General features: G+C 53.5%; 21 protein-coding genes. 9 read left to right on the forward strand and 12 right to left on the reverse strand.

All coding sequences use genetic code 11. The features are described 5' to 3' along the window. Positions 1-90: 90 nt before the first annotated feature. Both ubiB and ubiE read right to left on the reverse strand, forming a co-directional pair. Entirely contained in the window at positions 91-1,623 is a 1,533-nt protein-coding gene (gene ubiB / locus ABXG94_RS12445) for a 2-polyprenylphenol 6-hydroxylase (RefSeq protein ID WP_353534619.1), read from the reverse strand. A gap of 1 nt (position 1,624) precedes the next feature. Continuing rightward, positions 1,625-2,377, reverse strand: coding sequence for a bifunctional demethylmenaquinone methyltransferase/2-methoxy-6-polyprenyl-1,4-benzoquinol methylase UbiE (ubiE, locus tag ABXG94_RS12450; RefSeq protein ID WP_353534621.1), 753 nt, complete (start codon positions 2,375-2,377; stop codon positions 1,625-1,627). 147 nt (positions 2,378-2,524) lie between these two features. Between ubiE and mutM the strand changes: the two genes are divergently transcribed. From mutM to gyrB, 7 genes are all read left to right on the forward strand, one after another. Then, positions 2,525-3,376, forward strand: coding sequence for a bifunctional DNA-formamidopyrimidine glycosylase/DNA-(apurinic or apyrimidinic site) lyase (gene mutM, locus ABXG94_RS12455; RefSeq protein ID WP_353534623.1), 852 nt, complete (start codon positions 2,525-2,527; stop codon positions 3,374-3,376). Positions 3,377-3,438: 62 nt separating this feature from the next. Then, a complete protein-coding gene (gene acuK, locus ABXG94_RS12460; protein WP_353534624.1) occupies positions 3,439-4,215 on the forward strand; it encodes an acryloyl-CoA hydratase in 777 nt (258 codons plus the stop codon). A gap of 287 nt (positions 4,216-4,502) precedes the next feature. Beyond that, complete coding sequence (gene rpsT, locus ABXG94_RS12465) at positions 4,503-4,766, forward strand: 30S ribosomal protein S20 (RefSeq protein ID WP_353534625.1); 264 nt, start codon at positions 4,503-4,505, stop codon at positions 4,764-4,766. A gap of 493 nt (positions 4,767-5,259) precedes the next feature. Then, positions 5,260-6,654, forward strand: coding sequence for a chromosomal replication initiator protein DnaA (gene dnaA / locus ABXG94_RS12470; RefSeq protein ID WP_353534626.1), 1,395 nt, complete (start codon positions 5,260-5,262; stop codon positions 6,652-6,654). Between the two features lie 157 nt (positions 6,655-6,811). Next, on the forward strand, positions 6,812-7,930 hold the full coding sequence (gene dnaN, locus ABXG94_RS12475; RefSeq protein ID WP_353534628.1) for a DNA polymerase III subunit beta: 1,119 nt from the start codon (positions 6,812-6,814) through the stop codon (positions 7,928-7,930). Positions 7,931-7,988: 58 nt separating this feature from the next. Then, entirely contained in the window at positions 7,989-9,089 is a 1,101-nt protein-coding gene (gene recF / locus ABXG94_RS12480; RefSeq protein WP_353534630.1) for a DNA replication/repair protein RecF, read from the forward strand. 155 nt (positions 9,090-9,244) lie between these two features. Beyond that, positions 9,245-11,662: a DNA topoisomerase (ATP-hydrolyzing) subunit B gene (gene gyrB / locus ABXG94_RS12485; protein ID WP_353534632.1), complete on the forward strand. Its 2,418-nt coding sequence runs from the start codon at positions 9,245-9,247 to the stop codon at positions 11,660-11,662. A gap of 77 nt (positions 11,663-11,739) precedes the next feature. Here gyrB and ABXG94_RS12490 read toward each other — a convergent pair whose 3' ends face one another. The 6 genes from ABXG94_RS12490 to ABXG94_RS12515 all read right to left on the reverse strand — a co-directional run bounded on the left by ABXG94_RS12490 (position 11,740) and on the right by ABXG94_RS12515 (position 19,105). Then, positions 11,740-13,203, reverse strand: a complete 1,464-nt coding sequence (locus tag ABXG94_RS12490) for an NAD-dependent succinate-semialdehyde dehydrogenase (RefSeq protein ID WP_353534634.1) — start codon at positions 13,201-13,203, stop codon at positions 11,740-11,742. A 137-nt stretch (positions 13,204-13,340) separates the two neighbouring features. Further along, positions 13,341-13,667, reverse strand: coding sequence for a DUF3775 domain-containing protein (locus ABXG94_RS12495; protein ID WP_353534636.1), 327 nt, complete (start codon positions 13,665-13,667; stop codon positions 13,341-13,343). Between the two features lie 84 nt (positions 13,668-13,751). Continuing rightward, positions 13,752-15,095 (reverse strand): DNA recombination protein RmuC, encoded by a 1,344-nt coding sequence (locus tag ABXG94_RS12500; RefSeq protein ID WP_353534637.1) that lies wholly within the window; start codon positions 15,093-15,095, stop codon positions 13,752-13,754. Next, positions 15,095-16,978 carry a DNA mismatch repair endonuclease MutL gene (gene mutL, locus ABXG94_RS12505; protein ID WP_353534638.1) on the reverse strand — a complete coding sequence of 628 codons (1,884 nt, stop codon included), beginning with the start codon at positions 16,976-16,978 and terminating at the stop codon, positions 15,095-15,097. The genes ABXG94_RS12500 and mutL overlap by 1 nt, the downstream gene beginning before the upstream one ends. A 112-nt stretch (positions 16,979-17,090) precedes the next feature. After that, complete coding sequence (locus ABXG94_RS12510; RefSeq protein ID WP_353534640.1) at positions 17,091-18,647, reverse strand: alanine/glycine:cation symporter family protein; 1,557 nt, start codon at positions 18,645-18,647, stop codon at positions 17,091-17,093. A 23-nt stretch (positions 18,648-18,670) separates the two neighbouring features. Next, the gene (locus ABXG94_RS12515) at positions 18,671-19,105 is read right to left on the reverse strand and encodes a universal stress protein (RefSeq protein WP_353534641.1); all 435 of its coding nucleotides are present in this window, start codon (positions 19,103-19,105) and stop codon (positions 18,671-18,673) included. A 152-nt stretch (positions 19,106-19,257) separates the two neighbouring features. Here ABXG94_RS12515 and ABXG94_RS12520 point away from each other — a divergent pair, with 152 nt between their 5' ends. Then, on the forward strand, positions 19,258-19,725 hold the full coding sequence (locus ABXG94_RS12520) for an Lrp/AsnC family transcriptional regulator (RefSeq protein ID WP_353534643.1): 468 nt from the start codon (positions 19,258-19,260) through the stop codon (positions 19,723-19,725). On the opposite strand, the gene ABXG94_RS12525 is transcribed toward ABXG94_RS12520, so the two are convergent. From ABXG94_RS12525 to ABXG94_RS12540, 4 genes are read right to left on the reverse strand one after another with little or no spacing between them, the layout of a single operon-like run. Beyond that, positions 19,722-20,648, reverse strand: coding sequence for a metal ABC transporter permease (locus ABXG94_RS12525; protein WP_353534645.1), 927 nt, complete (start codon positions 20,646-20,648; stop codon positions 19,722-19,724). The genes ABXG94_RS12520 and ABXG94_RS12525 overlap by 4 nt on opposite strands. Then, positions 20,645-21,850 (reverse strand): metal ABC transporter permease, encoded by a 1,206-nt coding sequence (locus ABXG94_RS12530; RefSeq protein WP_353534929.1) that lies wholly within the window; start codon positions 21,848-21,850, stop codon positions 20,645-20,647. The genes ABXG94_RS12525 and ABXG94_RS12530 overlap by 4 nt, the downstream gene beginning before the upstream one ends. A gap of 1 nt (position 21,851) precedes the next feature. Continuing rightward, positions 21,852-22,664, reverse strand: coding sequence for a metal ABC transporter ATP-binding protein (locus ABXG94_RS12535; RefSeq protein ID WP_353534646.1), 813 nt, complete (start codon positions 22,662-22,664; stop codon positions 21,852-21,854). Between the two features lie 3 nt (positions 22,665-22,667). Beyond that, entirely contained in the window at positions 22,668-23,621 is a 954-nt protein-coding gene (locus ABXG94_RS12540) for a metal ABC transporter solute-binding protein, Zn/Mn family (RefSeq protein ID WP_353534648.1), read from the reverse strand. A 183-nt stretch (positions 23,622-23,804) separates the two neighbouring features. Between ABXG94_RS12540 and deoC the strand changes: the two genes are divergently transcribed. After that, complete coding sequence (gene deoC, locus ABXG94_RS12545; protein WP_353534649.1) at positions 23,805-24,797, forward strand: deoxyribose-phosphate aldolase; 993 nt, start codon at positions 23,805-23,807, stop codon at positions 24,795-24,797. Positions 24,798-24,808 lie beyond the last annotated feature (11 nt).

The raw sequence follows: 24,808 nt of genomic DNA on the forward strand, positions 1-24,808 counted from the left end.
AGGCATTCGACCGACCCAGCTACCCCAGCCTTCGGCTACCGGCGGGATCATGGCCTAGCAGGTAATGCAACAGCAGACCCGCCGCCTTGCTTAAATCAACCAGAAGATCGCGCAAGCCCCTGCAGCCCCGATCATAACACCGCCCAATCCAGCCAGTGTCACCAGTGGCCAGGCGCGTTTCTTTGCTGTGTCTTGCGGTGTGACCTGTTTGATAAGCGCTGCTTCCACAAGCCCGGGAAGACGTGGCCCAAACCGCGCCAGTACTTTTGCGGTTTTCAACAGATCGCGTGCCGCGGCCTTTGGACCAATCGACTCTTTAATATAGCCGCCGACAACCGGCTTAGCGACATCCCAGATATTTAGGGAATTGTCCAAGGACCGCGCCACGCCTTCGACCACAACCATGGTGCGCTGCAACAAAATAAGTTCGGTACGGGTTTCCATGCCAAACCGTTCAGTCACTTCAAACAGATAGTTTAGCAGCCGACCCATTGAAAGCTTGCTGGCGTCCATGCCGAATATCGGTTCGCCGACGGCCCGAAGCGCTCGGGCAAATTCATCGACATCTTGATCAGCAGGCACATAGCCAGCTTCAAAATGCACTTCGGCCACACGCTGGTAATCGCGTTGGATAAACCCATAGAGGATTTCCGCATATACCCGGCGGGTATATTCGTCGATATGGCCCATGATCCCAAAATCATAGGCGATGATATCGCCATTGGCGGCCACTTTCAGGTTGCCCTGATGCATATCAGCGTGAAAAAACCCATCCCGCAACGCGTGGCTTAAAAACAGTTCCAGCACTCGGCTGCCAAGCGCATGACGATCGTGGCCGGCCGCGTCCAATGCCGCGTTATCCCCTAAAGAAACGCCCTCAGCCCAGTCCATCGTCATAACACGACGCCCTGAATGTTCCCAGTTTACAGCCGGCACCTGAAAGCCGGCGTCTGCCGCAGTATTGGCAGAAAACTCACTGGCAGAACTGCTTTCCAAGCGCAGATCCAGCTCACCAGTTACCACTCCGTCAAAATGTTCGATCACTGCGCGCGGCCGCAAGCGGCGCGAAAACGGGGCAACGAATTCGATGAAATCCGCCGCAAAGTAGAACGCATCCACATCCTTACGAAAGGCGCGTTCGATACCGGGGCGCAGCACCTTGACGGCCACAACTTCGCCGCTGTCGACCAGTCGCGCCTTGTGCACCTGAGCGATGGAAGCTGCTGCAACCGGTTCCGAAAACTCAGAGAAGATTTCGTCAGCGTCTGTGCCGCGTTCCGCGGCCACAGCCGCCTTGGCTTCTGCAACACTAAAGGGAGGCAGGCGGTCTTGCAGCACGCGCAATTGCGTCGCCAATTCATTGCCCACCACGTCAGGCCGGGTCGAAAGCACCTGGCCAAATTTGATATAGGCCGGTCCCAGGGCGGTTAGCGCGCGCACGACCGGTGGCTGGCTAACGTCGCCCTTGATACCAATCCAACGGAACGGGAAAACCAAACCTCGGGCAACAATGCGCAGGGCTTTGGGGGCTTCAAAGGCCTCTAGAACGACGCTCATCGCGCCGGTGCGTTCAAGTGTTGCACCCGTGCGGATCAAGCGCCAGATATTGTGGGGTCCGCGCATATTAGATTTTCCACCCAGAATGTAGGGCGGCGATGCCCATGCTCAGATTTCGGTACTTCGCATTTTCAAATCCAGCGGTTTTTACCATATCTAAAAAGGTCTCTTGGTCTGGAAATTTACGAATAGATTCAACAAGGTATTGATAGCTGTCGCGGTCGTTGGCGATCAGTTTTCCCATTTCAGGAATCACATTAAAGGAATAGCGATCATAGGCCCATTGCATAGCTGGGTTTGGCAATTGGCTAAATTCTAGCACCATCAAACGGCCACCGGGTTTCAACACCCTATAGGCTTCGTTCAAGGCTTCCTGTGGGCGTGTCACGTTACGGATGCCAAAAGAAATTGTATAAACATCAAAGGTGCTGTCTTCAAACGGCAGCGCCATTGCGTCGCCAACAACCCAATCCAAACTGTCGGCCAGTTGTTCTGCTTGGGCTCGCTGACGCCCGGCCACCAGCATCGGTTCGGTCAGATCACAGACTGTGGCATGGCCTTCACCAGCGCGGCCCAAGAACTTGAACGACACGTCCCCCGTGCCGCCCGCAACATCCAGCAGCTTCTGTCCCTTACGTGGTGCCAGCCAATCCATCATGGCTTCTTTCCAAACCCGGTGAATGCCCATGCTCATGACGTCGTTCATCACGTCATATTTGCTGGCAACAGAGTTAAACACCCCCTGCACGCGCCCGGCCTTTTCGGACTCTGGAACGGTTTCAAATCCGAAATGTGTGGTGTTTTGGTCTTGTTGGGTCATGTCACTGCCACTCGTAATGTCGTGCCCTACATATAGAGCGTTTCAAAGCCGCACAATGCGCTGATTAGACCGCAGGGCCCACCCCCTACCTTTGGCCTTAAAAACAGGCTATCCAGACCCAGTCTCGCACAACAAGAAAGGCGCGCCATGCCCGAATTACCAGAGGTCGAAACCGTACGACGCGGTCTGGTGCCTGCTATGGAAAATGCGACGATCAAACAGGCCGACATAAACCGGCCCGATCTGCGTTGGCCCTTTCCGGAACGCATGGCACAAAGGCTAACGGGCGCGACAGTTAAGCAACTGCGACGCCGCTCAAAGTATATTCTCGCGGACCTCTCGACCGGGGAAACCTTACTGATCCATTTGGGCATGTCGGGCCGGATGCTGGTGTCTGGCGACCCACTTGGGCAATTTGCGCATGACCATCCGGCCCCCGAGAAACACGATCATGTGGTTTTGCATATGGGAAACGGCGCGCGCATCACGTTTAACGACCCGCGCCGCTTCGGTGCAATGGATTTGCTGGACACGGCTTCGGCACCTGAACACCCTTTACTGGCCAGTATTGGGCCGGAACCTTTGGGCAATGATTTCCACGAGGACTACCTGATTGCCCGGCTTAGTGGACGCAAAACACCGGTCAAATCAGCGCTCTTAGATCAGAAGATTGTTGCGGGTTTGGGCAATATCTATGTGTGCGAGGCACTTTACCGCGCAAAAATCGCGCCCAAACGCCACGTCAACAATCTCTCAAATACCGAGATTTCATCGCTGATTCCAATCATCCGAACGGTGCTCGAAGATGCGATTTCTGCGGGGGGTTCCTCGCTCAAGGATTTCCGCCAAACGCATGGAGAACTTGGATATTTTCAACACTCCTTTGATGTCTATGGCCGTGAGGGTGCCCCCTGTCACACCGATGATTGTGATGGGCAAATTACACGAATCACCCAGTCGGGTCGTTCCACTTTCTATTGTGCGCAATGCCAAAGATAACTTGATCAACCATGTGCAAGTGGTAAGGAATCGTTCTGACCGGAACAACAGAAAGCAAATCCATGGCCTTTGAGACGATCATCGTCGAAGTGGAAGATCACGTAGCACTGATCAAGCTTAACCGCCCAGACGCATTGAATGCGTTGAACTCTCAGTTGCTTGGGGAACTGGCAACGGCCTTGGAAGAGGCTGATGCAAACGACAAAGTGCGCTGCATCGTTCTGACAGGGTCAGAAAAGGCATTTGCCGCTGGCGCAGACATCAAGGAAATGTCTGAAAAAACATTCGTTGATATGTATCTGTCCAATTTCTTTGCGCGCGAAGGCGACGCGGTTGCAAACACCCGCAAACCGATCATTGGCGCCGTTTCAGGCTATGCTCTTGGCGGCGGCTGCGAACTGGCGATGATGTGTGATTTTCTCATTGCGTCCGAGACTGCAAAGTTTGGCCAGCCAGAAATCAACTTGGGTGTAATTGCCGGTATCGGTGGCACCCAGCGCCTGACGCGGTTTGTTGGCAAATCCAAATCAATGGATATGCACCTGACAGGCCGCTTTATGGATGCCGCAGAGGCTGAGCGCTCTGGTTTGGTGTCTCGTGTTGTTCCAGCCAAAAAGCTGATGGACGAGGCGATGGGTGCCGCACAAAAGATTGCGGAAAAGTCGATCATTGCAAGCTTGGCAGCCAAAGAAGCCGTGAACCGGGCTTATGAGACAACCATGAGTGAGGGTATTCTGTTTGAACGCCGCTTGTTTCATTCGTTGTTTGCGACAGAAGACCAGAAAGAAGGCATGGCTGCTTTTCAGGAAAAACGCGAAGCGCAATTTCGCGACAAGTAAAGCCCATGACAATTTTCTAAGGCCGCCGTTTTTCGGCGGCCTTTTTCCTGCGCATTGGGTTGTTGCAAAAATGCGTCGCGATTCGGTTGGATTGATCCAAACAACACGACGTGGAACATCCTGCATTTTGCTATTCCCTTTATACAAAAAACGCATTATAGAGCGCCGTCATACATGCGCGTGATGCCCGCCTAGGCAAGAATCGTCCCGAGAGATCGGGCGGACTCGTTTTAGGAGTGTGCACGCAACCGCATCGCAACGAACACTGAAATAAAGGTCTGAGATTCATGGCAAACTCACCACAAGCTAAAAAACGCGCCCGTCAGAATGAAGCACGTTTTGCTGTAAACAAAGCACGTCGCTCTCGCATCCGCACATTCCTGCGCATCACCGAAGAAGCCATTGCTTCTGGCGACCAAGCGGCAGCAACAGCGGCTTTGAAAGCTGCTCAACCAGAAGTAATGCGCGGCGTTACTAAAGGTGTTTTCCACAAAAACACAGCATCTCGCAAAATCTCTCGCTTGGCAGCTCGTGTAAAAGCACTGGGCTAAGTCACTCTGAGACTTACAGATTTAAGGCGTCCTCTATACGAGGGCGCCTTTTTTTATTGCGCTTTAGAAAACCCCCAAGAGATTCTTTTTCAGCTTTTGCAGAGTCAAGATCGAAGATCTATTGCTCGTACACAGCCGAAATTGCTAGTTTCGTAAGTGCGATTCACATCGTCACTTTCGGGGGGCCGGCGCTAATCAGCTTAAACTGAAACGCTGCTTGATAGTTCAACCGACGGGAGCATTGGCCAATACCAAAGGCCGACCGTCTAGGGAACCGAGCACAGCGCAAAGCCTATTTGCTCGCACATATGTGCGCTAAAGACAGAACAATCGGCAAAGTGGGGACTTTGTCGAAACAGAGTAGATTTGTCTGTAGAGTGCCATTGGCACAGCAAATTCCAGTACGGACCTTAGAGAGTCGATGCGAATCGGGGTAAGGCAAACGACTTGGGGCATGGGCCCTCCTAATGGCAAGACGCGGAATCGGGGACAGATGAGACAGGAGCATTGGGGGTCGCTTCAAAAAGACCTTTTAAATACAGTAGGGCAGAATAACTATAAGGCGTGGATTGAACCGCTGAAGTTTGCCGATTTGGAAAATGGTGTGGCCACCTTTACCGTGCCAACCAACTTTATCGGCAACTATGTGTCTCAGAATTTCGGCGATTTGATCATTCACCAGCTGACCCAAGCTGGCGAGGCCGTTCAGCGAGTCCACTTTCGCGTGGCCAACCGAAACGCGGCAAACGGTGGTGTCACAGCACCTGCTATTCAAGCCGCAGCGTCTGCAAAGACCCACATTGCAAAGCAGTCGGCAAACAACGCCCAAGAAACGTCACGCGACACGCTGCCTGGTGCCCCGCTTGATGCGCGTTTCACATTTGACAGCTTTGTTGTTGGCAAGCCAAACGAATTGGCCAACGCCGCCGCGCGGCGCGTAGCAGAGGGCGGCCCGGTCACGTTCAACCCGCTTTTTCTGTATGGTGGTGTTGGCCTTGGTAAAACACACCTGATGCACGCCATTGCATGGGAGCTTCAAACGCAACGCCCTGACCTGAACGTGCTTTACCTGTCTGCCGAACAGTTCATGTACCGATTTGTTCAAGCGCTGCGTGATCGCAAGATGATGGACTTTAAAGAGCTGTTTCGGTCCGTCGATGTTTTGATGGTCGACGATGTGCAATTCATCGCGGGCAAAGATTCCACCCAAGAAGAGTTCTTTCACACCTTCAATGCCTTGGTGGACCAAAACAAACAGATCATCATTTCAGCAGACCGCGCACCCGGTGAAATCAAAGATCTCGAGGATCGTATTCGCTCACGTCTGCAATGTGGTTTGGTGGTTGATCTACACCCAACCGACTATGAACTGCGCCTTGGCATTCTGCAGTCCAAAGTGGATCAATACCGCGCCCAATATCCGGATCTTGAATTGGCAAATGGCGTGCTGGAATTTCTGGCCCATCGCATTTCTACCAACGTGCGCGTGCTAGAAGGGGCCCTGACGCGTCTCTTCGCCTTTGCCTCGTTGGTTGGCCGCGAGATCACGATGGATTTGACCCAGGATTGTCTGTCTGATGTGCTGCGCGCAAGCGAACGCAAAATCAGCGTCGAAGAAATTCAGCGTCGGGTCGCTGAGCATTACAACATTCGGCTTTCTGACATGATTGGCCCTAAGCGCGTGCGTAATTTTGCCCGCCCCCGCCAAGTTGCGATGTTCCTGTGCAAACAGCTGACCAGCCGCTCGCTACCAGAAATCGGCCGCAGGTTTGGCGGACGTGACCACACCACCGTGATGCATGGGGTCAAACGCATCGAAGAGCTGCGCAGCAGCGATGGGCAAATCGCCGAAGACCTCGAAATGCTACGTCGTGCGCTCGAAGCGTGACAAAAGACTAAAAAACGCAAATTAGCGGGCCCAATTCGGCCCGCTTTTTCTTTGGGCGGTTGACGCTCCTTTAAATACAGCCGACAAACGAAAAAAGTCTTGAGCCAGAGGGGGAAACAGCTACTGTGAGCTCCCCGGCAATGCGGAGGATATAGGGATGAAAATCAGCATCGAACGCGGCACGTTGCTTAAAGCGGTGTCTCAGGCGCAGTCAGTTGTTGAACGCCGCAACACCATTCCGATCCTCGCGAATGTTCTGATCGAAGCAGAAGGCAACACGGTGCAGTTCCGCGCCACTGACTTGGATATCGAAGTGGTCGACAAAGCCGACGCCATGGTGGAACGCGCGGGCTCTACAACGGTCGCTGCCAACACGCTGCATGAAATCGTCCGCAAATTGCCTGACGGTGCCCTGGTCACCCTGGCAGACGATGGTACGGCAGGTCGCCTAACAGTCGAAGCCGGGCGTTCAAATTTCTCGTTGGCCACCTTGCCAAAAGAAGACTTCCCGGTGATGGCATCGTCTGAATATGCCTGCAATTTCACGGCCAATGCCGCCAAGTTGCGCCGGCTTTTTGACAAGTCGAAATTTGCAATTTCTACCGAGGAAACCCGGTACTACTTGAACGGCGTCTACATGCACATTTCTGACGCCGAAGGTGGTCGCGTGTTGCGTTGTGTTGCCACAGATGGCCACAGATTGGCGCGCATCGATTCTGATCTGCCAGAAGGCGCCGCTGATATGCCCGGTGTTATCGTTCCGCGCAAAACCGTGGGTGAGCTGCGTAAACTCTTGGACGATGACGATATGGACATAGCCGTTTCCGTTTCAGAAACCAAAGTGCGGTTTGCCACGCCAAATATCACCCTTACGTCAAAAGTCATCGATGGCACATTTCCAGATTACACCCGCGTTATTCCGACAGGCAACACCCGCAGGCTTGAGGTGGACGCTGCGGAGTTTGCCCAGGCCGTGGATCGCGTGGCAACTGTATCGTCAGAGCGGTCGCGCGCAGTGAAGCTGGCCCTGGACGAAGACCGGCTGATTCTTTCCGTGAATGCCCCTGACTCGGGTGCCGCCGAAGAAGAACTGGCTGTGGCCTATGGCGACGAACGGCTTGAAATCGGTTTTAACGCCAAATACTTGCTGGAAATCGCCAGCCAAGTCGATCGCGAAAACGCTGTGTTCATGTTCAATTCAGCGGGCGATCCCACATTGATGCGCGAAGGCAACGACACCACTGCGGTGTATGTTGTCATGCCAATGCGAGTGTGAGCGCAACCGCCCTCATATCCCTTGACCTTAAGGCCTCCGCACCATTGCCGGAGGCCTTATGACTCTTGCCCTTACAAAACTAACGCTCTCGCATTTTCGCAGCCACAAGCGCAGCACAATTGACTGCGATGCGCGCCCGATTGCACTCTTTGGTCCAAACGGCGCGGGCAAAACCAACATCCTAGAGGCGGTTTCCCTGTTTTCCCCAGGCCGGGGAATACGTCGCGCCAGCGCCCAGGATATGACTCGCCGCCCGGAAGCATTGGGTTGGAAGCTTTCTGGCCAACTGACCACCCCTCAGGGTGTGCAAGAGATCGAAACCTGGTCAGACAAAGGTGCGGCGCGCCAGGTCAAAATAAACGACAAGGCCCAACCACAAACCCGCCTCGGCGCGTTGTGTCGCATCATCTGGCTAATCCCCGCGATGGACCGGCTGTGGATCGAGGGCGCAGAGGGCCGTCGACGCTTTCTAGACCGCACTGCCCTATCGTTTTTCCCCGATCACGCCGAAGCCTCGCTGGTCTACGAAAAATCCATGCGCGAACGCAACCGCTTGCTCAAGGAACAGGTGCGCGACGCCCATTGGTATCGCGCGCTCGAAGACCATATGGCCAAAGCCGCCACGCGTATTCACGCCAACCGTCTGGCGACACTCGCCCACCTTATGCGCGCGCAGGACAAGGCGACCACCGCCTTCCCTGTGGCAGAGCTCGATTTGCAGCAAACAGAAGGCTCGCTGCCAAACACAGAAGTTGATTTTCGAGAGGCCTTTGCAGAAAGCCGCAGTCGCGATATTGCAGCAGGACGCACGCTTGTAGGCACCCACCGATCTGATATCTACGCGGCGTTCAAAGCCAAAGGCATCGCTGCGGCGGAATGCTCGACGGGTGAACAAAAAGCCTTGCTGATCTCCTTGATACTGGCGAATGCACGGGCGCTTTTTGAAACACTTGGCACCCCGCCGATCCTCTTGCTGGACGAAGTCGCAGCGCATTTGGATGCCGCTCGCCGCGCCGCCCTCTATGATGAGATTTGCGCGCTGAAAGCCCAGGCCTGGATGACCGGCACAGAGGTCAGTCTTTTTGAAACTCTGGGTGCACGCGCGCAATACCTGCACGTCGCTGAAAACGCGGGTATTTCGCATTTCAACTCCACCTAAGCTTCACTTTTCCACAAATACTCAAATTCCCGGATTTCGCCACTTGTGAAACCTCGCAATTTCCCACCCAGAGCGGTTCACTAATTCACGTCATTCGCGTGACATTGCCGCGCCACAGGCGTATAAAATCTTGAAAGATTAGAGGACGTCCACACATGAGCGACAACGCGCAAACACCCGAGCAATATGGCGCGGATTCCATTAAAGTTCTCAAAGGCTTAGAGGCGGTCCGAAAACGCCCCGGCATGTATATCGGAGACACGGATGACGGCTCTGGCCTGCACCACATGGTGTACGAGGTCGTGGACAATGGCATCGACGAAGCTTTGGCCAAGCACGCTGACTATGTGACCGTAAAAATACACGCTGATAGTTCTGTGTCGGTGGCGGATAACGGCCGTGGGATTCCCGTGGATATCCACGCCGAAGAAGGCGTTTCGGCGGCCGAAGTTATTATGACGCAGCTACATGCTGGTGGTAAGTTTGACAGCAATTCCTATAAGGTGTCAGGCGGCCTGCATGGCGTTGGCGTTTCGGTTGTGAACGCTCTGTCGGATTGGCTGGAATTGCGCGTGTGGCGCAATGGCAAAGAACATTTCGCGCGCTTTGAGGGCGGGTTTACCACCGAGCATCTGAAGATCACAGGTGAAGCCGGGGACCATACGGGGACCGAGGTGCGTTTTCTGGCATCAACAGATACGTTTTCCAATCTTAACTATTCTTTTGACACCCTCGAAAAGCGCCTGCGTGAATTGGCGTTTTTGAATTCAGGGGTGCGCATTATCCTCGAGGACGAACGTCCTGCCGAGCCGCTGAAATCAGAGCTTTATTACGACGGTGGTGTAAAAGAATTCGTCAAATATGTCGATCGCCACAAAACCCCCATGCTGGCTGACCCAATCTATGTGATTGGTGAAAAAGACGACATTGGCGTCGAAGTCGCGATGTGGTGGAACGACAGTTACCATGAGACCGTGTTGCCGTTTACCAACAACATTCCGCAGCGCGACGGCGGCACGCATTTGGCAGGTTTCAGAGGTGCGCTGACACGTACGCTGACAAAATACGCCCAGGAAAGTGGCATCGCAAAACGCGAGAAAATCACCTTTACGGGCGATGATGCGCGAGAAGGTCTGACGTGCGTTTTGTCGATCAAAGTGCCCGATCCAAAATTCTCTTCCCAGACAAAAGACAAATTGGTTTCATCCGAAGTGCGCCCTGCAGTCGAAAGCCTGATGGGGGAAAAGCTGACGGAATGGTTTGAGGAAAACCCCAACGAAGCCAAGATGATCGTTGGCAAAATCAACGAGGCGGCGATGGCGCGGGAAGCCGCGCGCAAAGCCCGCGAGCTGACGCGGCGGAAAACCGCGATGGATGTGAATTATCTTGCTGGGAAGTTGAAAGATTGCTCTGAGAAAGACCCCTCCAAAACCGAAGTCTTCTTGGTGGAGGGTGATTCCGCTGGCGGATCTGCGCAGACAGGTCGTGACCGAGGTACCCAGGCTGTTCTGCCCTTGCGTGGTAAAATTCTAAACGTTGAGCGGGCGCGGTTTGACCGAATGCTGTCCAGCCAGGAAATTGGCAATCTGGTTATGGCGCTTGGAACCGGCATCGGCAGGGATGAATTTAACATCAGCAAACTGCGCTACCACAAAGTGGTAATCATGACTGATGCGGACGTCGATGGTGCCCATATTCGAACGCTTTTGCTGACCTTCTTTTATCGCCAAATGCCTGAATTGATCGAACACGGCCATCTTTATATCGCGCAACCGCCGCTTTACAAAGTTGCCCGCGGCAAGTCCGAGGTCTATCTGAAGGACCAAGCGGCTTTGGATGATTATCTGGTTGAGCAAGGCATTGATGGTGCCGTTTTGCGTCTTGGGTCCGGTGAAGAACTTATTGGTGCAGACCTTGCGCGCGTGGTGAATGAAGCACGTCAGCTCAAGCGGGTTTTGGACGCCTTCCCAACCCACTATCCGCGCCATATTCTAGAACAGGCCGCCATCGCCGGTGCCTTTGCTCCGGGAGCTATCGAGGCCGATTTGCAAGGTGTGGCCGACAAGGTTGCGATACGGCTTGATCAAATCGCACTGGAATATGAGAAAGGTTGGCAAGGCCGGATCACGCAGGATCATGGCATCAAACTTGCTCGTATTTTGCGCGGTGTCGAGGAAGTCCGCACTTTGGACGGCCCAATGCTGCGGTCAGGCGAAGCCAGGAAAACTGGCAGCTTTACCAAAAGTTTACAAGAATCATTCGGCCAATCATCGACGCTGAACCGCAAAGAGAGATCGCAGATAATTCATGGTCCGCTTGATCTGTTGCATGCGGTTTTGTCCGAAGGGGAACGTGGCCTGTCGCTTCAACGCTATAAAGGACTGGGAGAAATGAACCCAGGCCAACTGTGGGAAACGACGCTTGACCCAGATGCCCGCACGTTGCTGCAGGTCAAGGTCGAAGACATGGCGGGGGCAGATGATCTGTTCACCAAGCTGATGGGCGATGTGGTTGAACCTCGTCGGGAATTCATCCAGAAAAACGCCCTGAGTGTTGAGAACCTAGACTTTTAGTCAAAAGGTTTTTCAAACCGATACAAAAAAAGGCCCGCTCGATTGGCGGGCCTTTTTACTGTGTACAGCCAAAGTCGTTAAGCTGGCGTAATACCGGCCATGCAAATATACTTTTCTTCCATGAACTCACTAAGTCCCTGATGCGCCCCTTCGCGCCCAAGACCAGAGGATTTCACGCCGCCAAAGGGCGCTTCGACCGCTGAAATAACACCAGCGTTCACGCCGACCATGCCATATTCCAACGCTTCGCCAACACGCCAACTGCGCGCCATGTCTTTGGTATAGAAGTATGCCGCCAAACCAAACTCGGTATCATTGGCCGCTTTAATCACCTCGGCCTCGGTTTCAAATTTGAAAAGCGGTGCAACAGGGCCAAATGTCTCTTCTTTGGCAAAACTCATATCTACCGTTGCGTCACGCAAAATGGTCGGCTCAAAGAACTGACCACCAGCAGCGTGGCGTTGGCCACCCAGAACCAAAGAAGCGCCTTTGCCAAGTGCATCTTGGATATGGCGCTCTACTTTTGCGACTGCGCCATCGTCGATCAAAGGGCCCATTTGTGAGTCTGGATCGAATCCATCGCCAATCCGCAGGGTTTTAACCTTTTCTGCAAACTTCTCTGCAAAGGCATCATAAACGCCAGCTTGCACATAGATTCGGTTGGCACAAACACAGGTTTGGCCGTTGTTGCGGAACTTTGACCACAAAGCGCCTTCGGCAGCTGCATCAAGATCAGCATCGTCAAACACAATAAATGGCGCATTGCCCCCAAGCTCCAGACCTAGTTTCTTAACGGTTGGCGCGCATTGTGCGTACAGCAACGAACCCACAAAAGTTGATCCTGTAAAAGTCATCTTTTTCACAATCGGGCTGGAAGTCATAATACCGCCAATCTCAGCAGCATCGCCGGTGATAATCGATAAAAGGCCCGTCGGCAGCCCGGCACGTTCCGCCAAAACAGCCAATGCAATTGCAGAAAATGGTGTTTGTGGTGCCGGTTTCAAAACCATGGCACAGCCAGCGGCCAAGGCAGGGCCAGCCTTGCGGGTGATCATCGCATTTGGAAAATTCCATGGTGTGATCGCCGCAACAACGCCGATGGGTTGTTTAATAACCACGAAACGCCGGTCACCGGAGGGTGCTGGAATAGTTTCACCATAAGCGCGACGCGCTTCTTCAGAAAACCACTCCAGAAAGCCAGCCCCATAGTTGATTTCGCCCTTGGCTTCTTCGTATGGCTTACCTTGTTCAGCCGTAAGAATAGTGGCCAGATCGTCGCGGTTTTCGATCAGCAAATCAAACCAGCGGCGCAGCACCGACCCGCGCTCTTTGGCACTACGGGCAGCCCAGGCGTGCCGCACCTCCTCGGCAACCGAAATCGCCTCTCGGGTTTCTTCTGCGCCAAGGTTTGGCACATGCCCAATCAATTCATTCGTCGAAGGGTTAATCACTGCCTCGCCGCTTTCCGGCGTTGCCTCAACCCAACGGGAGCCAATGGGAACGGATTGGCGAAATAAGGTGGGGTCGTTCAAATTCAACATCTTGGGCCTCGCAAAGAATCATGTTTCCCGGCAAGACCGAGAATGCTCTGGCCCACCTTCCTCTAAATGAAAGGCGGATACAAATAGCCAATCACAGCAAGCGATAGACCCAGCCCACGTTGCAAAAACATTGTCGCTTAGTTGCGGTTTATCAGGTCATCTTCAGCTTGGACCAATGAAATGCCCAAAGCGTCCATGCCGTTTTCCAAATGATCAGACAAATGTGGAGACCCAAGAAGGTAATCAGCGGATGGAATGGTGCGTTCATCTTTTGCAGTCCGCAAGGCTTCGGCCAATTCTTCAGGCTCAAAGCTCTCACGGCCGATCCACATGATCGCCACCAAGCTGATCATTTCTTCTTCGTTAAGGCGTTCGAAAAAGCCCCGCAATTCACCCTCTGCACGCGACAGTTCGCGCCCCATCAGAACAACTTGCGCCACTTTCCAAGGTGTAATTTTCAACATGTCGCGGCTCCTTTCCTCGTGCCACTCTGTCGAGTATAACACAAGACCGCTTTGATCCTGCTCAAGTCTCTGAAAGCTGAAGCCCTATTCGCCAGTCTGTTTTGTCAACGGCACGATGTTTGGAAGGTCTTGTTGCTGGTCCGGAGCCAGTTCTTCGAAGTCAAAATTATCGAGGCGATGCGCGCGTTTGCCCGCTCTTGAGGCTGCCGTTAAAATACCGCTGACGTCTTCGTTGGCTTGCCGCAAGTGCGTTTCCAGTTTGCCCGCTCGCTCACCAACGATTTCGACATCACGGTGCAGGTGTTTCAGCGCCTTGCGGATTTCTCCAGCCTGTTCACGCATACGCGCGTCTTTTAAAATCGCGCGCATGGTGTTCAGCGTCGCCATGCAAGTGGTTGGCGACACAATCCAAACACGGGCTTCAAATCCCTTTCGCACCAATTCGGAATGCTTGGAATGCAGTTCAGCATAGATCGCTTCGGATGGGAGAAACATCAAAGCACCGTCTGCGGTTTCTCCTTCGATGATGTATTTCTCTGAAATATCTTTGATGTGTTTTTGCACGGACGCTTTAAACAGGGTGGTCGCAGCCTTTAGCTCGGCTTCTGTTTTTGCATTCAGCATCGCTTCATAGGCTTCCAACGGAAACTTACTATCAATCACAATAGGGCCTGGAGGGTTAGGCAGATGGATCAAACAATCTGCCCGCTTGCCGTTAGACAGAGTGTGTTGCAGTGAAAAACTATCATGCGGCAAAGCTTTGCCCACAATGTCGTTTAACTGAATCTCTCCAAAGGCCCCGCGGGTTTGTTTGTTTGATAAAATATCTTGCAAACTCAGGACATCCCCAGAAAGCTTGGTGATGTTTTCTTGGGCTTTGTCGATGGTGGAAAGTCGCTCTTGCAAGGCGGTCAAAGACGTCGCCGTGTTCTTCGCATTGCCCATCAAGCTTTCGCTCATTTTGGTCTGCAAATCGGTCAGCGAACGATTGGTTTTCATCTGAAGGTCTGCAAGATTTTCTTGCATACGCACCTGCGACTGCCCCAGAACCTCTGACAGTTTCAATTGCTGTGAGGCCAAGGTATCGGTCATGCTTTGCTGCATCGTTGCCAGGTTTTCACCGGTGCTGCGCTGCACCTTCGCTAGGTTTTCATGCAAATTCAGTTGCACTTCCCCCAAACGTTGCTCCATCAAATTGGTAATCTGATGCTGCGCATGGGCCTGGGTTTGTGCGACGTTGCTCAGGCTGCCACCAAGCTGATCTTGGCCCGAAGACAATTGATCAACACGCTGCCCCAACACAGTCATTTGGTAAGCCGACTGGGCTGATTGACGCAACACTGCGCGCAACATCAACAGGATCAGCGCCACAAGAACTGCTGCCCCGATCAAAAGAAAAAGCTGTATTTGTGGATCAGAAAAATCCATCACGTCCGTCCGAACAGCCGCTCGATATCGGCCAGTTTGAGTTCTACATAGGTGGGGCGCCCGTGGTTGCATTGACCGGAATGTGGCGTGGCCTCCATTTCGCGCAACAGTGCATTCATTTCATCAGCGCGCATGCGGCGGCCTGATCGGATTGACCCATGACAGGCCACACGGCTTAGGATCGCCTCGATCTTGGCCTGCACCAACATGGTTTCACCCTGATCATCCAGCTCGTCCAGAATGTCTAAGATCATGGCTTTGGCGTTTACCTCCCCCAGAATCGCGGGCGTCTCTCGTACCGCAATGGCACCACCGCCAAAGGCTTCAATGGTCAGACCCAGTTTTGTCAGCGCGTCAGCCACCGCCAAAACCCGTGCGCAGTCGCCTTCCGACAATTCTACAATTTCTGGGATCAGCAAGGCCTGCGCCGCAACGCCATTTTCCGCCATCTGTGTCTTAAGCCGCTCATAGACCAAACGTTCATGTGCGGCGTGTTGATCCACAATTACCATGCCTGTTGCGGTCTGGGCGATGATGTAATTTTCATGTACCTGTCCACGTGCTGCCCCCAGAGGGTGATCGTCAGGCTCGGTTTCTGGCACTTCTACAACGCGCCCTGAAACGGGCATCTCCATCAACCCAGCGCTGGGCCCACTGTCCCAAACAGTCGGGTGCTCGGCAAGACCTGGCGCATCTGGCACGGGGACCTGAAACTGATAAGCAGCCTGTCTTGCGCCCATCGAAGGCCGATCCATTTGATAGACCCGCGCAGGCCCAAGGGGTTCAGGTCGCATCGCGTCCAATGTGGCCACGGCCACGGTGGTCGAGGCGCGGTGTCCTGCTTCGGCCAAAGCATGGCGCAGGGCCGATACAATCAATCCGCGGGCCATGCCCGGGTCACGGAATCGCACTTCGGATTTGGCGGGGTGCACATTCACGTCCACCAGTTGCGGATCACAATCAATGAACAATGCGGCGGCAGGGTGCCGATCACGGCTCAGAAAATCAAAATAAGCTCCGCGCAAGGCACCTACCAACAATTTGTCTTTCACCGGGCGCCCATTCACAAACAGGTATTGCGCCAAGGATGATCCACGCGAATAAGTCGGCAAAGCCGCATAACCAATCAGCCGCAAACCTTCGCGTTCCGCATCAATGCGCAGGGCATTTTCGGCAAATTCAGCCCCCAATATGCGCGCTAATCGACCATGCAGCGCGTCAAACAGATCACCGCTTTCCCGGTCAGCGCGAAAGGTCACACGGCCTTCGCCGCCAGAGGTTACATCGCGTAAAGTGAAACCAATATAGGGTTCTGCCATGGCCAATCGCTTGATCACATCATTAATCGCCTGACTCTCGGCGCGGTCAGACCGCATGAATTTCAAACGCGCGGGCGTCGCATAAAAAAGATCACGCAACTCTACGATGGTCCCGCCGCCAAGTGCTGCCGGTTTCACTGCAGACATTTGCCCGCCTTTGACAGAGATCGAAGCCGCCTCGCCGCCTTTGACCCGCGATGTAATGGTCAAACGGCCCACAGCCCCCAAGGACGGCAACGCCTCGCCGCGAAATCCAAATGTATGAATATCCAGCAGGTCCGACCCATCAATCTTTGAGGTCGCATGCCGCGACAGGGCCAGCGGCAACTGATCTGCGGACATGCCACAACCGTCGTCTGTTACCCGAATAAGCGTCTTACCACCGTCGGCAATTGCGACTTCTATTCTGGTCGCACCCGCATCGATCGCGTTCTCGACCAATTCTTTCACGGCACTGGCTGGGCGTTCCACAACTTCACCCGCCGCAATGCGGTTGATCGCCCCTTCGTCCAATTGCCGGATAATAGGGTGTTTTTCGCTTATTTGGGGGTCAATCTGTGCCATACCGCCAAATCTAGCACAACATACGCCGATTCTGCCACTGCAAAGCAAAAGAACAAAACAAGAAAAAAGGCCGGGCAAAACCCGGCCTTTTAGTCATTCAATACGGCTGAAATTATTCAGCAGGTGTGCTGAATTTTTTGATCTCACCAGACTTGATACGACCCAAATAGCCTTGAAGCTCACGCTTCACGATTGGCATCAGGAAGTACAGCGCAGTGATGTTCACAACCGCCATGGAGAAGATCGCCGCGTCAGAGAAGTCGATGACTGGGCCAAGCGAAGCAGAGGCACCAATCACAACAAAGATGCAGAACAGCACTTTGAAGAACAGCTGAGAGCCATTGCTTTCACCAAACAAGAATGTCCAAGCTTTCAACCCGTAGTAAGACCAAGAGATCATGGTTGAGAACGCAAACAGGATCACTGCAATCGCCAGGATGTACTTGAAGCCACCAAAAGCAGAAGAGAACGCTGCAGATGTCAGCGCAACGCCAGAGTTACCATCAACAGTCGCAATCGCTGAACCCGCTTCATTCAACAGGTAGTTGCCTGTTGCAGGATCAATCATCAACTGACCTGTGATGATGATCACCAAAGCAGTCATTGTACAGATCACAACGGTATCGATGAACGGTTCAAGCAAAGACACATAGCCTTCGGTGATTGGTTCTTTGGTTTTCACCGCAGAGTGCGCAATCGCCGCAGACCCAACGCCCGCTTCGTTTGAGAACGCCGCACGTTTGAAACCTTGGATCAACGCACCAACCATGCCGCCAGCAACACCAAGGCCGGTGAATGCGCCGTTAAAGATTTGGCCAAACGCCCAACCGATTTGATCAAAGTTGATCAGCAGGATCACAACAGCCGTCGCAACATACATAACGCCCATAATTGGAACAATTTTTTCGGTTACTTTTGCAATGGACTGCAGGCCACCCACGATCACAGCAAACACGATCGCGGCAAAGACGACACCAGTGATGATGCCCGGGTAGTCACCCACAACGTTGGTGATCTGCGCGTGTGCTTGGTTGGCTTGGAACATATTGCCTCCGCCGAACGCACCAAGAATACAGAAGATTGCGAATAGAATCGCCAATGGCTTACCCAGTGGCAAACCGCGCTCTGCGAAGCCTTTGGTAATATAGTACATCGGGCCACCGGAAACGGTGCCATCAGGGTATTCGTTCCGATATTTAACACCTAGCGTACATTCGGTGAACTTGGATGCCATGCCCATCAGACCTGCAAGGATCATCCAGAATGTTGCACCTGGACCACCAATGCCAACCGCAACAGCAACACCTGCGATGTTGCCCAGACCAACGGTCCCAGACAGTGCGGTGGCCAGTGCTTGAAAGTGGCTAACCTCACCCGCGTCGTTTGGATCAGAATAGTCACCTTTCACCAGTGAGATCGCGTGTTTGAAGCCACGAAGCTGAATGAAAGCAAAGTAAAAGGTAAAGATTGTCGCAGCAATGACCAGCCACGCAACAATCCATGGAAAGCTTGTGCCCGGGAATGGGCTAAAGACCAGACCTACAAACGGGCCTGTGTATTTGGCAAAGGTCGCATTAATCGTTTCGCCGATTGTCTGTGCATTTGCTGGCATTGCCGCCAACATAGGCACGGTCGCAGCCAGTGCTGCGCGCGTAAAATTGGATTTCATTTTTCTGTCCCTGTCTGGATATCTTATGGAACGACAGTTGTGGCGACAGGTGCGATTTGCACCAAAGACCCAGCAACTGAACCGAACACACGGCTTCCGATGCCGCTGTGGCCATTACGACCAATCACAATTTGGCTGGCGCCCGCATCTTTGGCGATGACTCCCAGCTGTTCTGCGATATTTCCGTATTTGATAGAGCTTTCTACGGTTACACCTGAATTCGCCAAACCTGCCAGAACTGGCTTCATCAAAGCCGTTTCAGCGCGGTCCATTTCTTCTGTCCGCCGCTTGTGGCGTTCTTCCAACTCGGTTGGCGTAAGGAAAGAATATGGCGACCATTCCAGAACATGGGCAACCACAACGGATCCCCCATTTGACTTTGCACGGCCGACTGCGAATTCCAGCGCGCGCTTGGCGGCTTCGCTGCCGTCGAACCCAACGACGTATTTCTCGGACATTAGTGTCACTCCCGATTTTTATTGTTGTGCGCCAAACTGACGCGACCACAACCTATCTTGTCAAGGCATGCAATAAATCTTGAACTTCGCGCCTTTTTCGGAAAATATTGGAAAGTAGCGCGAAATTATCTCAGAAATTAGGAAATTTTCCCATGGACAGAATAGACACTCGAATTCTTTCCATTCTACAAAAAAATAGTCAAATTTCGATGGCAAACCTGTCTGAGCAGGTCGGATTGTCACTTTCCGCCTGTCATAGACGCGTAAAATTGATGGAAACAGATGGGAGAATTTCCCATTACGCTGCGCAGATAAATCGGGCTGCGGTTGGATTGGAGATCCAGGTTTTTATCGAAATCAAGCTCACCTCACACAAGCGCGCCGACCTAGAAGCTTTTGAAGAAGCGATTTTGCGTATGGACGATGTTTTAGAGTGCCATTTGATTTCAGGCGAATTTGACTTTCTCATTCGCGTTGCCGCAGGGAACGCGCGCGATTATGAGAGCCTTTATCGGGATCGACTGGCAGATATTCCCGCTGTGCAACAAATGAAGACCCTGCTTAGCCTGAGAACGGCAAAGGAATTTCGAGGCTACAACCTTGAAAACGCAAGTTCTTAAGTTGCTGGCGCACCCGATCGCGCACGGCATGGGGCAGCAATGGCACAGGCTGCCAGTACCAGCCCTGAAATGGTCGCGATCATACCTGCCGCGCTGACAGCGTGATCCAAGCCCAGCCAAAGTGGCCCATATCCGGCCAGCACATAGCCTAGGCTCGCAGATAAGACTGCAAACACCACACTCCAGGCGATTTGAATTTCCAGCCGGTTGGTCATTAAACGGGCTGCCGCTGGTGGGCAAATGAACATCGCAATCACGATGATTGACCCAACCGCGTCAAAAGCCGCGACGGCGGCAACCGCTGCGACAATAACCAAAGCCAATCCAACCAGGCCCGTTGGCACACCAACAGCCTGTGCGAACCCCTGATCAAAGGTTGAGATTTTTAGAGGTCGCCACATCAAAGCGATAAACAGCAGCACTGCAAACAGCGTCAAAACAATCCGAATCAGCTCTTCCGGCAACCCTGCCAGCGCAACCGGGTCCATCAGGCTGCCCCATCCTGTGGCGTCTAGCCAAATCAAACTTTCCAAATTGCCATATAGGGCGTGCTCCACATCCAGGTGCACTGACGACGTGTCCGTTTGTTCAAGCAACAGTACACCACCGGCAAACATAGACGTGAAAGTCACGCCCATGGCAGCACCCGGTTCAATCTTGCCAAGCCGGCGAATGGCCTCGATCATACCAACCGCCAACAAGGACGCCCCGGCAGCCCCCAGCATCATCGGCCAAGCCGCGACAACACCTGTGAGCAGAAAGGCCACAACAATGCCGGGCAACACAACATGACTTATGGCATCCCCAATCAGCGCTTGGCGACGCAGCAACAAAAAGTTTCCCGGCAAAGCGCAGGCAATTGCCGCAAAAACACCGATAAGCAATGGCGTCAAACTCAGGGGAACAAATTCTTCACCGCTCATGCGCTGACTCCCTGTGGTCCACCAATTTTGCGATCAATTTCCGAAATCTGATCCTCTGTCAGCACGGTTTCAAGCGCACGCAAGCCATCGTAAAGCGCGGCCGCGCCTTCCAATGCGTGATCGGCGCGCACCAAAGCCCAGCGCTTTTCGTCCAGCAGTGCTTTTGCGGCACGCGCGCGCCCAGTATCGGTGGCCACCCCGTCCGCCTCGACCAGCCCGGCACGACGCAATAGCCGCAATGTGAAACTTTCGTAAATCGGCTGCCCCTGCGCCAAGGCTAACAATCCCTGACGCATATGCACGCGACGTTGAAACCTGAGGTGACGCAATACCGCCGCCAATACGCCACGCGATGGTGCAAACAGGATCGAGAACACAAATAACGCAAAGCTGACAAGCACGATAATCGGACCGGTTGGCAAGGCCGGCGCAATGGCCGACAGTCCGGCCCCCACATAGGCAGACACCCCACCGACACAGCCAGACAATAGGGTAACCCTGTCGGTGCGATCGGTCCAAAACCGGGCGGTGACCGGCGGAATGATCAACATGGCCACAATCAAAATCAGACCAACGATCTTGAGGCCCACCACCGTAACAGCCATCGCAAGCCCCATGATCGCCAGATCAATGCGGGCTACGTTCAATCCACTTGCCCCTGCAAATTCCGGATCAAATGCCACCAAAGTCATAGGGCGACGTAACGCCAGAACCAGACCCAATGTCAGCGCACCGCCAACCGCGATGATCAACGCATCATTCCACAGCATTCCAGCTGTTGACCCCAGCAAAAACCCTTCCAGACCAGCTTGGCGGCCAGCACTCATGGTTTGAATAATGGTCAACAGGACAATACCAAAACCAAAAAATACAGACAGCACCGCGCCGATCGCTGCGTCTTCGGCCAAACGGGTGCGTTGTGTCAGCCACCCTATACACAGCAAACCAAACCCAGCTGAAAGCGCCGACCCAAACAACAAGCCAAGCAGACTGCGCCCATCGCCGCCAAAAGCCACCATAACCATAAAGGCCAGGCCAACACCGGGCAGCGTTGCATGGCTGATAGCATCGCTAACAAGCGCGCGTTTGCGTAGAAATAAAAAGGTTCCGGTCACACCCGCCGCAATGCCCAAAAACATGGCTCCAAGCGCGACCAGCGTGGCGTTATAGCCAAGCTGCAACGTCAGGGCGTCAATCCACATATCAGCCAGCCGAAAGTTCGAGCTGGTCAATCTGCGCCGTCGCCAAACGACCGCCATAGGCGACATTTAGGTTTTCGGCGTTAAAAGTCGTAGCCACAGGGCCTTCCGCGACTTTTCGTGTATTGATCAAGAAAACTTGGTCAAAATATTCGGCCACAGTGGCCAAATCATGGTGCACCGCAACAACAGTTTTGCCTTCGTCTTTCAGGGACTTCAGAACCGAAATAATGGCTTTTTCTGTGGCAGCATCAACACCCGCAAATGGCTCATCCAGCAAATACAGATCTGCGCCCTGCGCCAAAGCCCGCGCCAAAAAGACCCTTTGTTGCTGGCCGCCCGACAATTGACCAATTTGCCGATCTGCAAAGTCTGTCATCCCGACACGATCCAAACATTCAGTGGCTTTTGCGATATGTTTGGCGCGTACGCGGCGCAAAAGGCCAAGTTCGCGAAACAGACCCATCATTACCACATCAATCACGCGAGTCGGGAAATCCCAATCGACGCTGGCGCGCTGTGGCACATAAGCAATGCGCGCGCGCTGTGACTTAAGCGATTTGCCAAAGACCGTTGCTTGACCAGCCAAGGGTTTGATCACACCCAGTGCGGCTTTAAGCAAAGTGGACTTACCTGCCCCATTTGGGCCGATAATCGCCGTCATCGCCCCTTCTTGAATGGTCATATCCACAGAGAAAACTGCGGGTTTTTGACCATAGGACACTGTCATACCGCGCACCGCCAAGGGGCTAGCGTCAAGCGTTTCGGGCAGCGCGGATACCCCATGTTTTGCAGCCAATGTCAGTGTCGGGCTCATGCTCTAAAATCCTGCGCTAAGTTTGTTATCCATGCCACGCGCTGGCACGTCGCCCCCAAGTGCCCCGGCTATCACGGTGACATTGTGGTCAAGCATTCCAATATAGGTGCCCTCGTATGTACCTTCGCTGCCCATTGCGTCGCTGAAAAGTTCCCCGCCGACAGAAACTTTGTGACCTTTCGCGGCCGCCCCTTCGATCAAGGCGCGCATGCTGCGATCAGACACCGAACTCTCGACAAACACTGCGCTTATCTGGCGCTCGACCAGCAGGTCAACCAAGGCTCCAATGCGGTTCAAGCCGGCCTCGGATTGGGTGGAAATTCCCTGAATACCCAGCACATCAAAATCATAAGCCGCGCCAAAATACCCAAAGGCATCATGAGCTGTAACTAAAACACGCGCTTCTGACGGCACAGTGGCCAGCGCTGTTTTAGAATAGGTCACCAAACGGTCCAGCTCTGCCATATGGGCGTCAGCATTGGCTTCAAACATCGCGGAATTTTCTGGCTGCGTTGCAATCAAAGCATCTCGTACTTCTGCAACAACATCGCGCCACAAGGCCGGGTTCATCCAAACATGCGGATCGTATTTATCGGCATAGTCGTCATGGCCGCGCAACGCGTCTTTGGCCAGGCCCTCTGCCACGGCAACCACATTGCGTCTTTCGCCCAGATCATGAAAGAAATCTTCCATTTGAGCTTCCAAAAATAGTCCGTGCCACAAAACAAGATCAGCGCGGGTCATCGCAACAATATCTGTGCGGGTCTGACGATAAGCATGCGGGTCAACGCCGGGGCCCATCAGCCCCCGCACATCAACCAGTTCGCCACCGATCTGACGCGCAGCATCAGCAATCATCCCTGTGGTCGCCACAATCGACAGCTTTTCTGCGGCATAAACCGGTGCTGCCAGCAACGCAGCTGCCGCCGCCATAAAGAGTCGTCTAGAGAATCGCATTTCGCACGTCCTTGATCTGTTCAGTTGTTTATGAGAATTATTCGCAAAAAAGTCAACGCAATTGAGAATTATTCGCAAAGTAAACTTGACCTTCTGGACAAAAATGAAAGTGATTATGGACAGATCCGCTTGAAAATGAGGGAAATGCGTGACAGCGTAAAGGCGACCTGATCAAGAGCGAACATGCAAAAAACCACCCAACACACAGATACGCACCAACTGCCCCAGGCCGTTGAGCCGCGTAATCCCGGCATGGCCCTGGACCTTGACTGGGTTCAATCCGTGCAAGCCAATACCTCGGCCATTGAACGTCGCGCGAAAACCATTTCTGGTCGCCGGTCTGTTAAAAAAGACCATCAAGCTGCTTGGTTGCTCAAAGCGATTTCACTTATCGATCTCACAACTCTGTCCGGGGACGACACAGAAGGTCGCGTAAAGCGCCTTTGCGCCAAAGCAAAGCAGCCGGTGCGCCAAGAGTTGCTTGAAAAGCTTGGTGTGCCAGATCTGACAACCGGTGCGATCTGTGTTTATCACGATATGATCGACACGGCGGTGACCGCATTGGCGGGCACCAGTATTCCTGTAGCGGCAGTTTCCACGGGTTTTCCCGCCGGGCTATCCCCCTTTCATCTGCGCGTTGAAGAAATTCGCCAATCGGTGACAGCCGGAGCCAAGGAAATCGACATTGTCATTACAAGACGCCATGTGCTGCAAGGCAATTGGCAGGCCCTATATGACGAAATGCGCAGCTTCCGCGAAGCCTGCGGTGTTGCCCACGTCAAGGCCATTTTGGCGACTGGCGAATTGGGCACGCTTAGAAATGTTGCCCGCGCGTCGCTTATTTGCATGATGGCCGGGGCTGATTTCATCAAAACATCAACCGGCAAGGAAAGCGTGAATGCGACATTGCCTGTGTCCTTGGTGATGATCCGCGCAATCAGGGACTATTACGAACGCACCGGATACCGCGTCGGCTACAAACCTGCGGGTGGGATTTCGAAAGCGAAGGACGCGCTGGTTTATTTGGCCCTGATCAAAGACGAACTGGGCGATCGCTGGCTGCAGCCCGATCTCTTTCGCTTTGGCGCCTCATCCTTGCTGGGCGACATCGAACGCCAACTTGAACACCACGTTACCGGCACATATTCCGCTGGCTACCGCCACGCCATCGGATAGGAACAAGCACA

The sequence above is a fragment of the Cognatishimia sp. WU-CL00825 genome, assembly GCF_040364665.1.
Taxonomy (GTDB): domain Bacteria; phylum Pseudomonadota; class Alphaproteobacteria; order Rhodobacterales; family Rhodobacteraceae; genus Cognatishimia.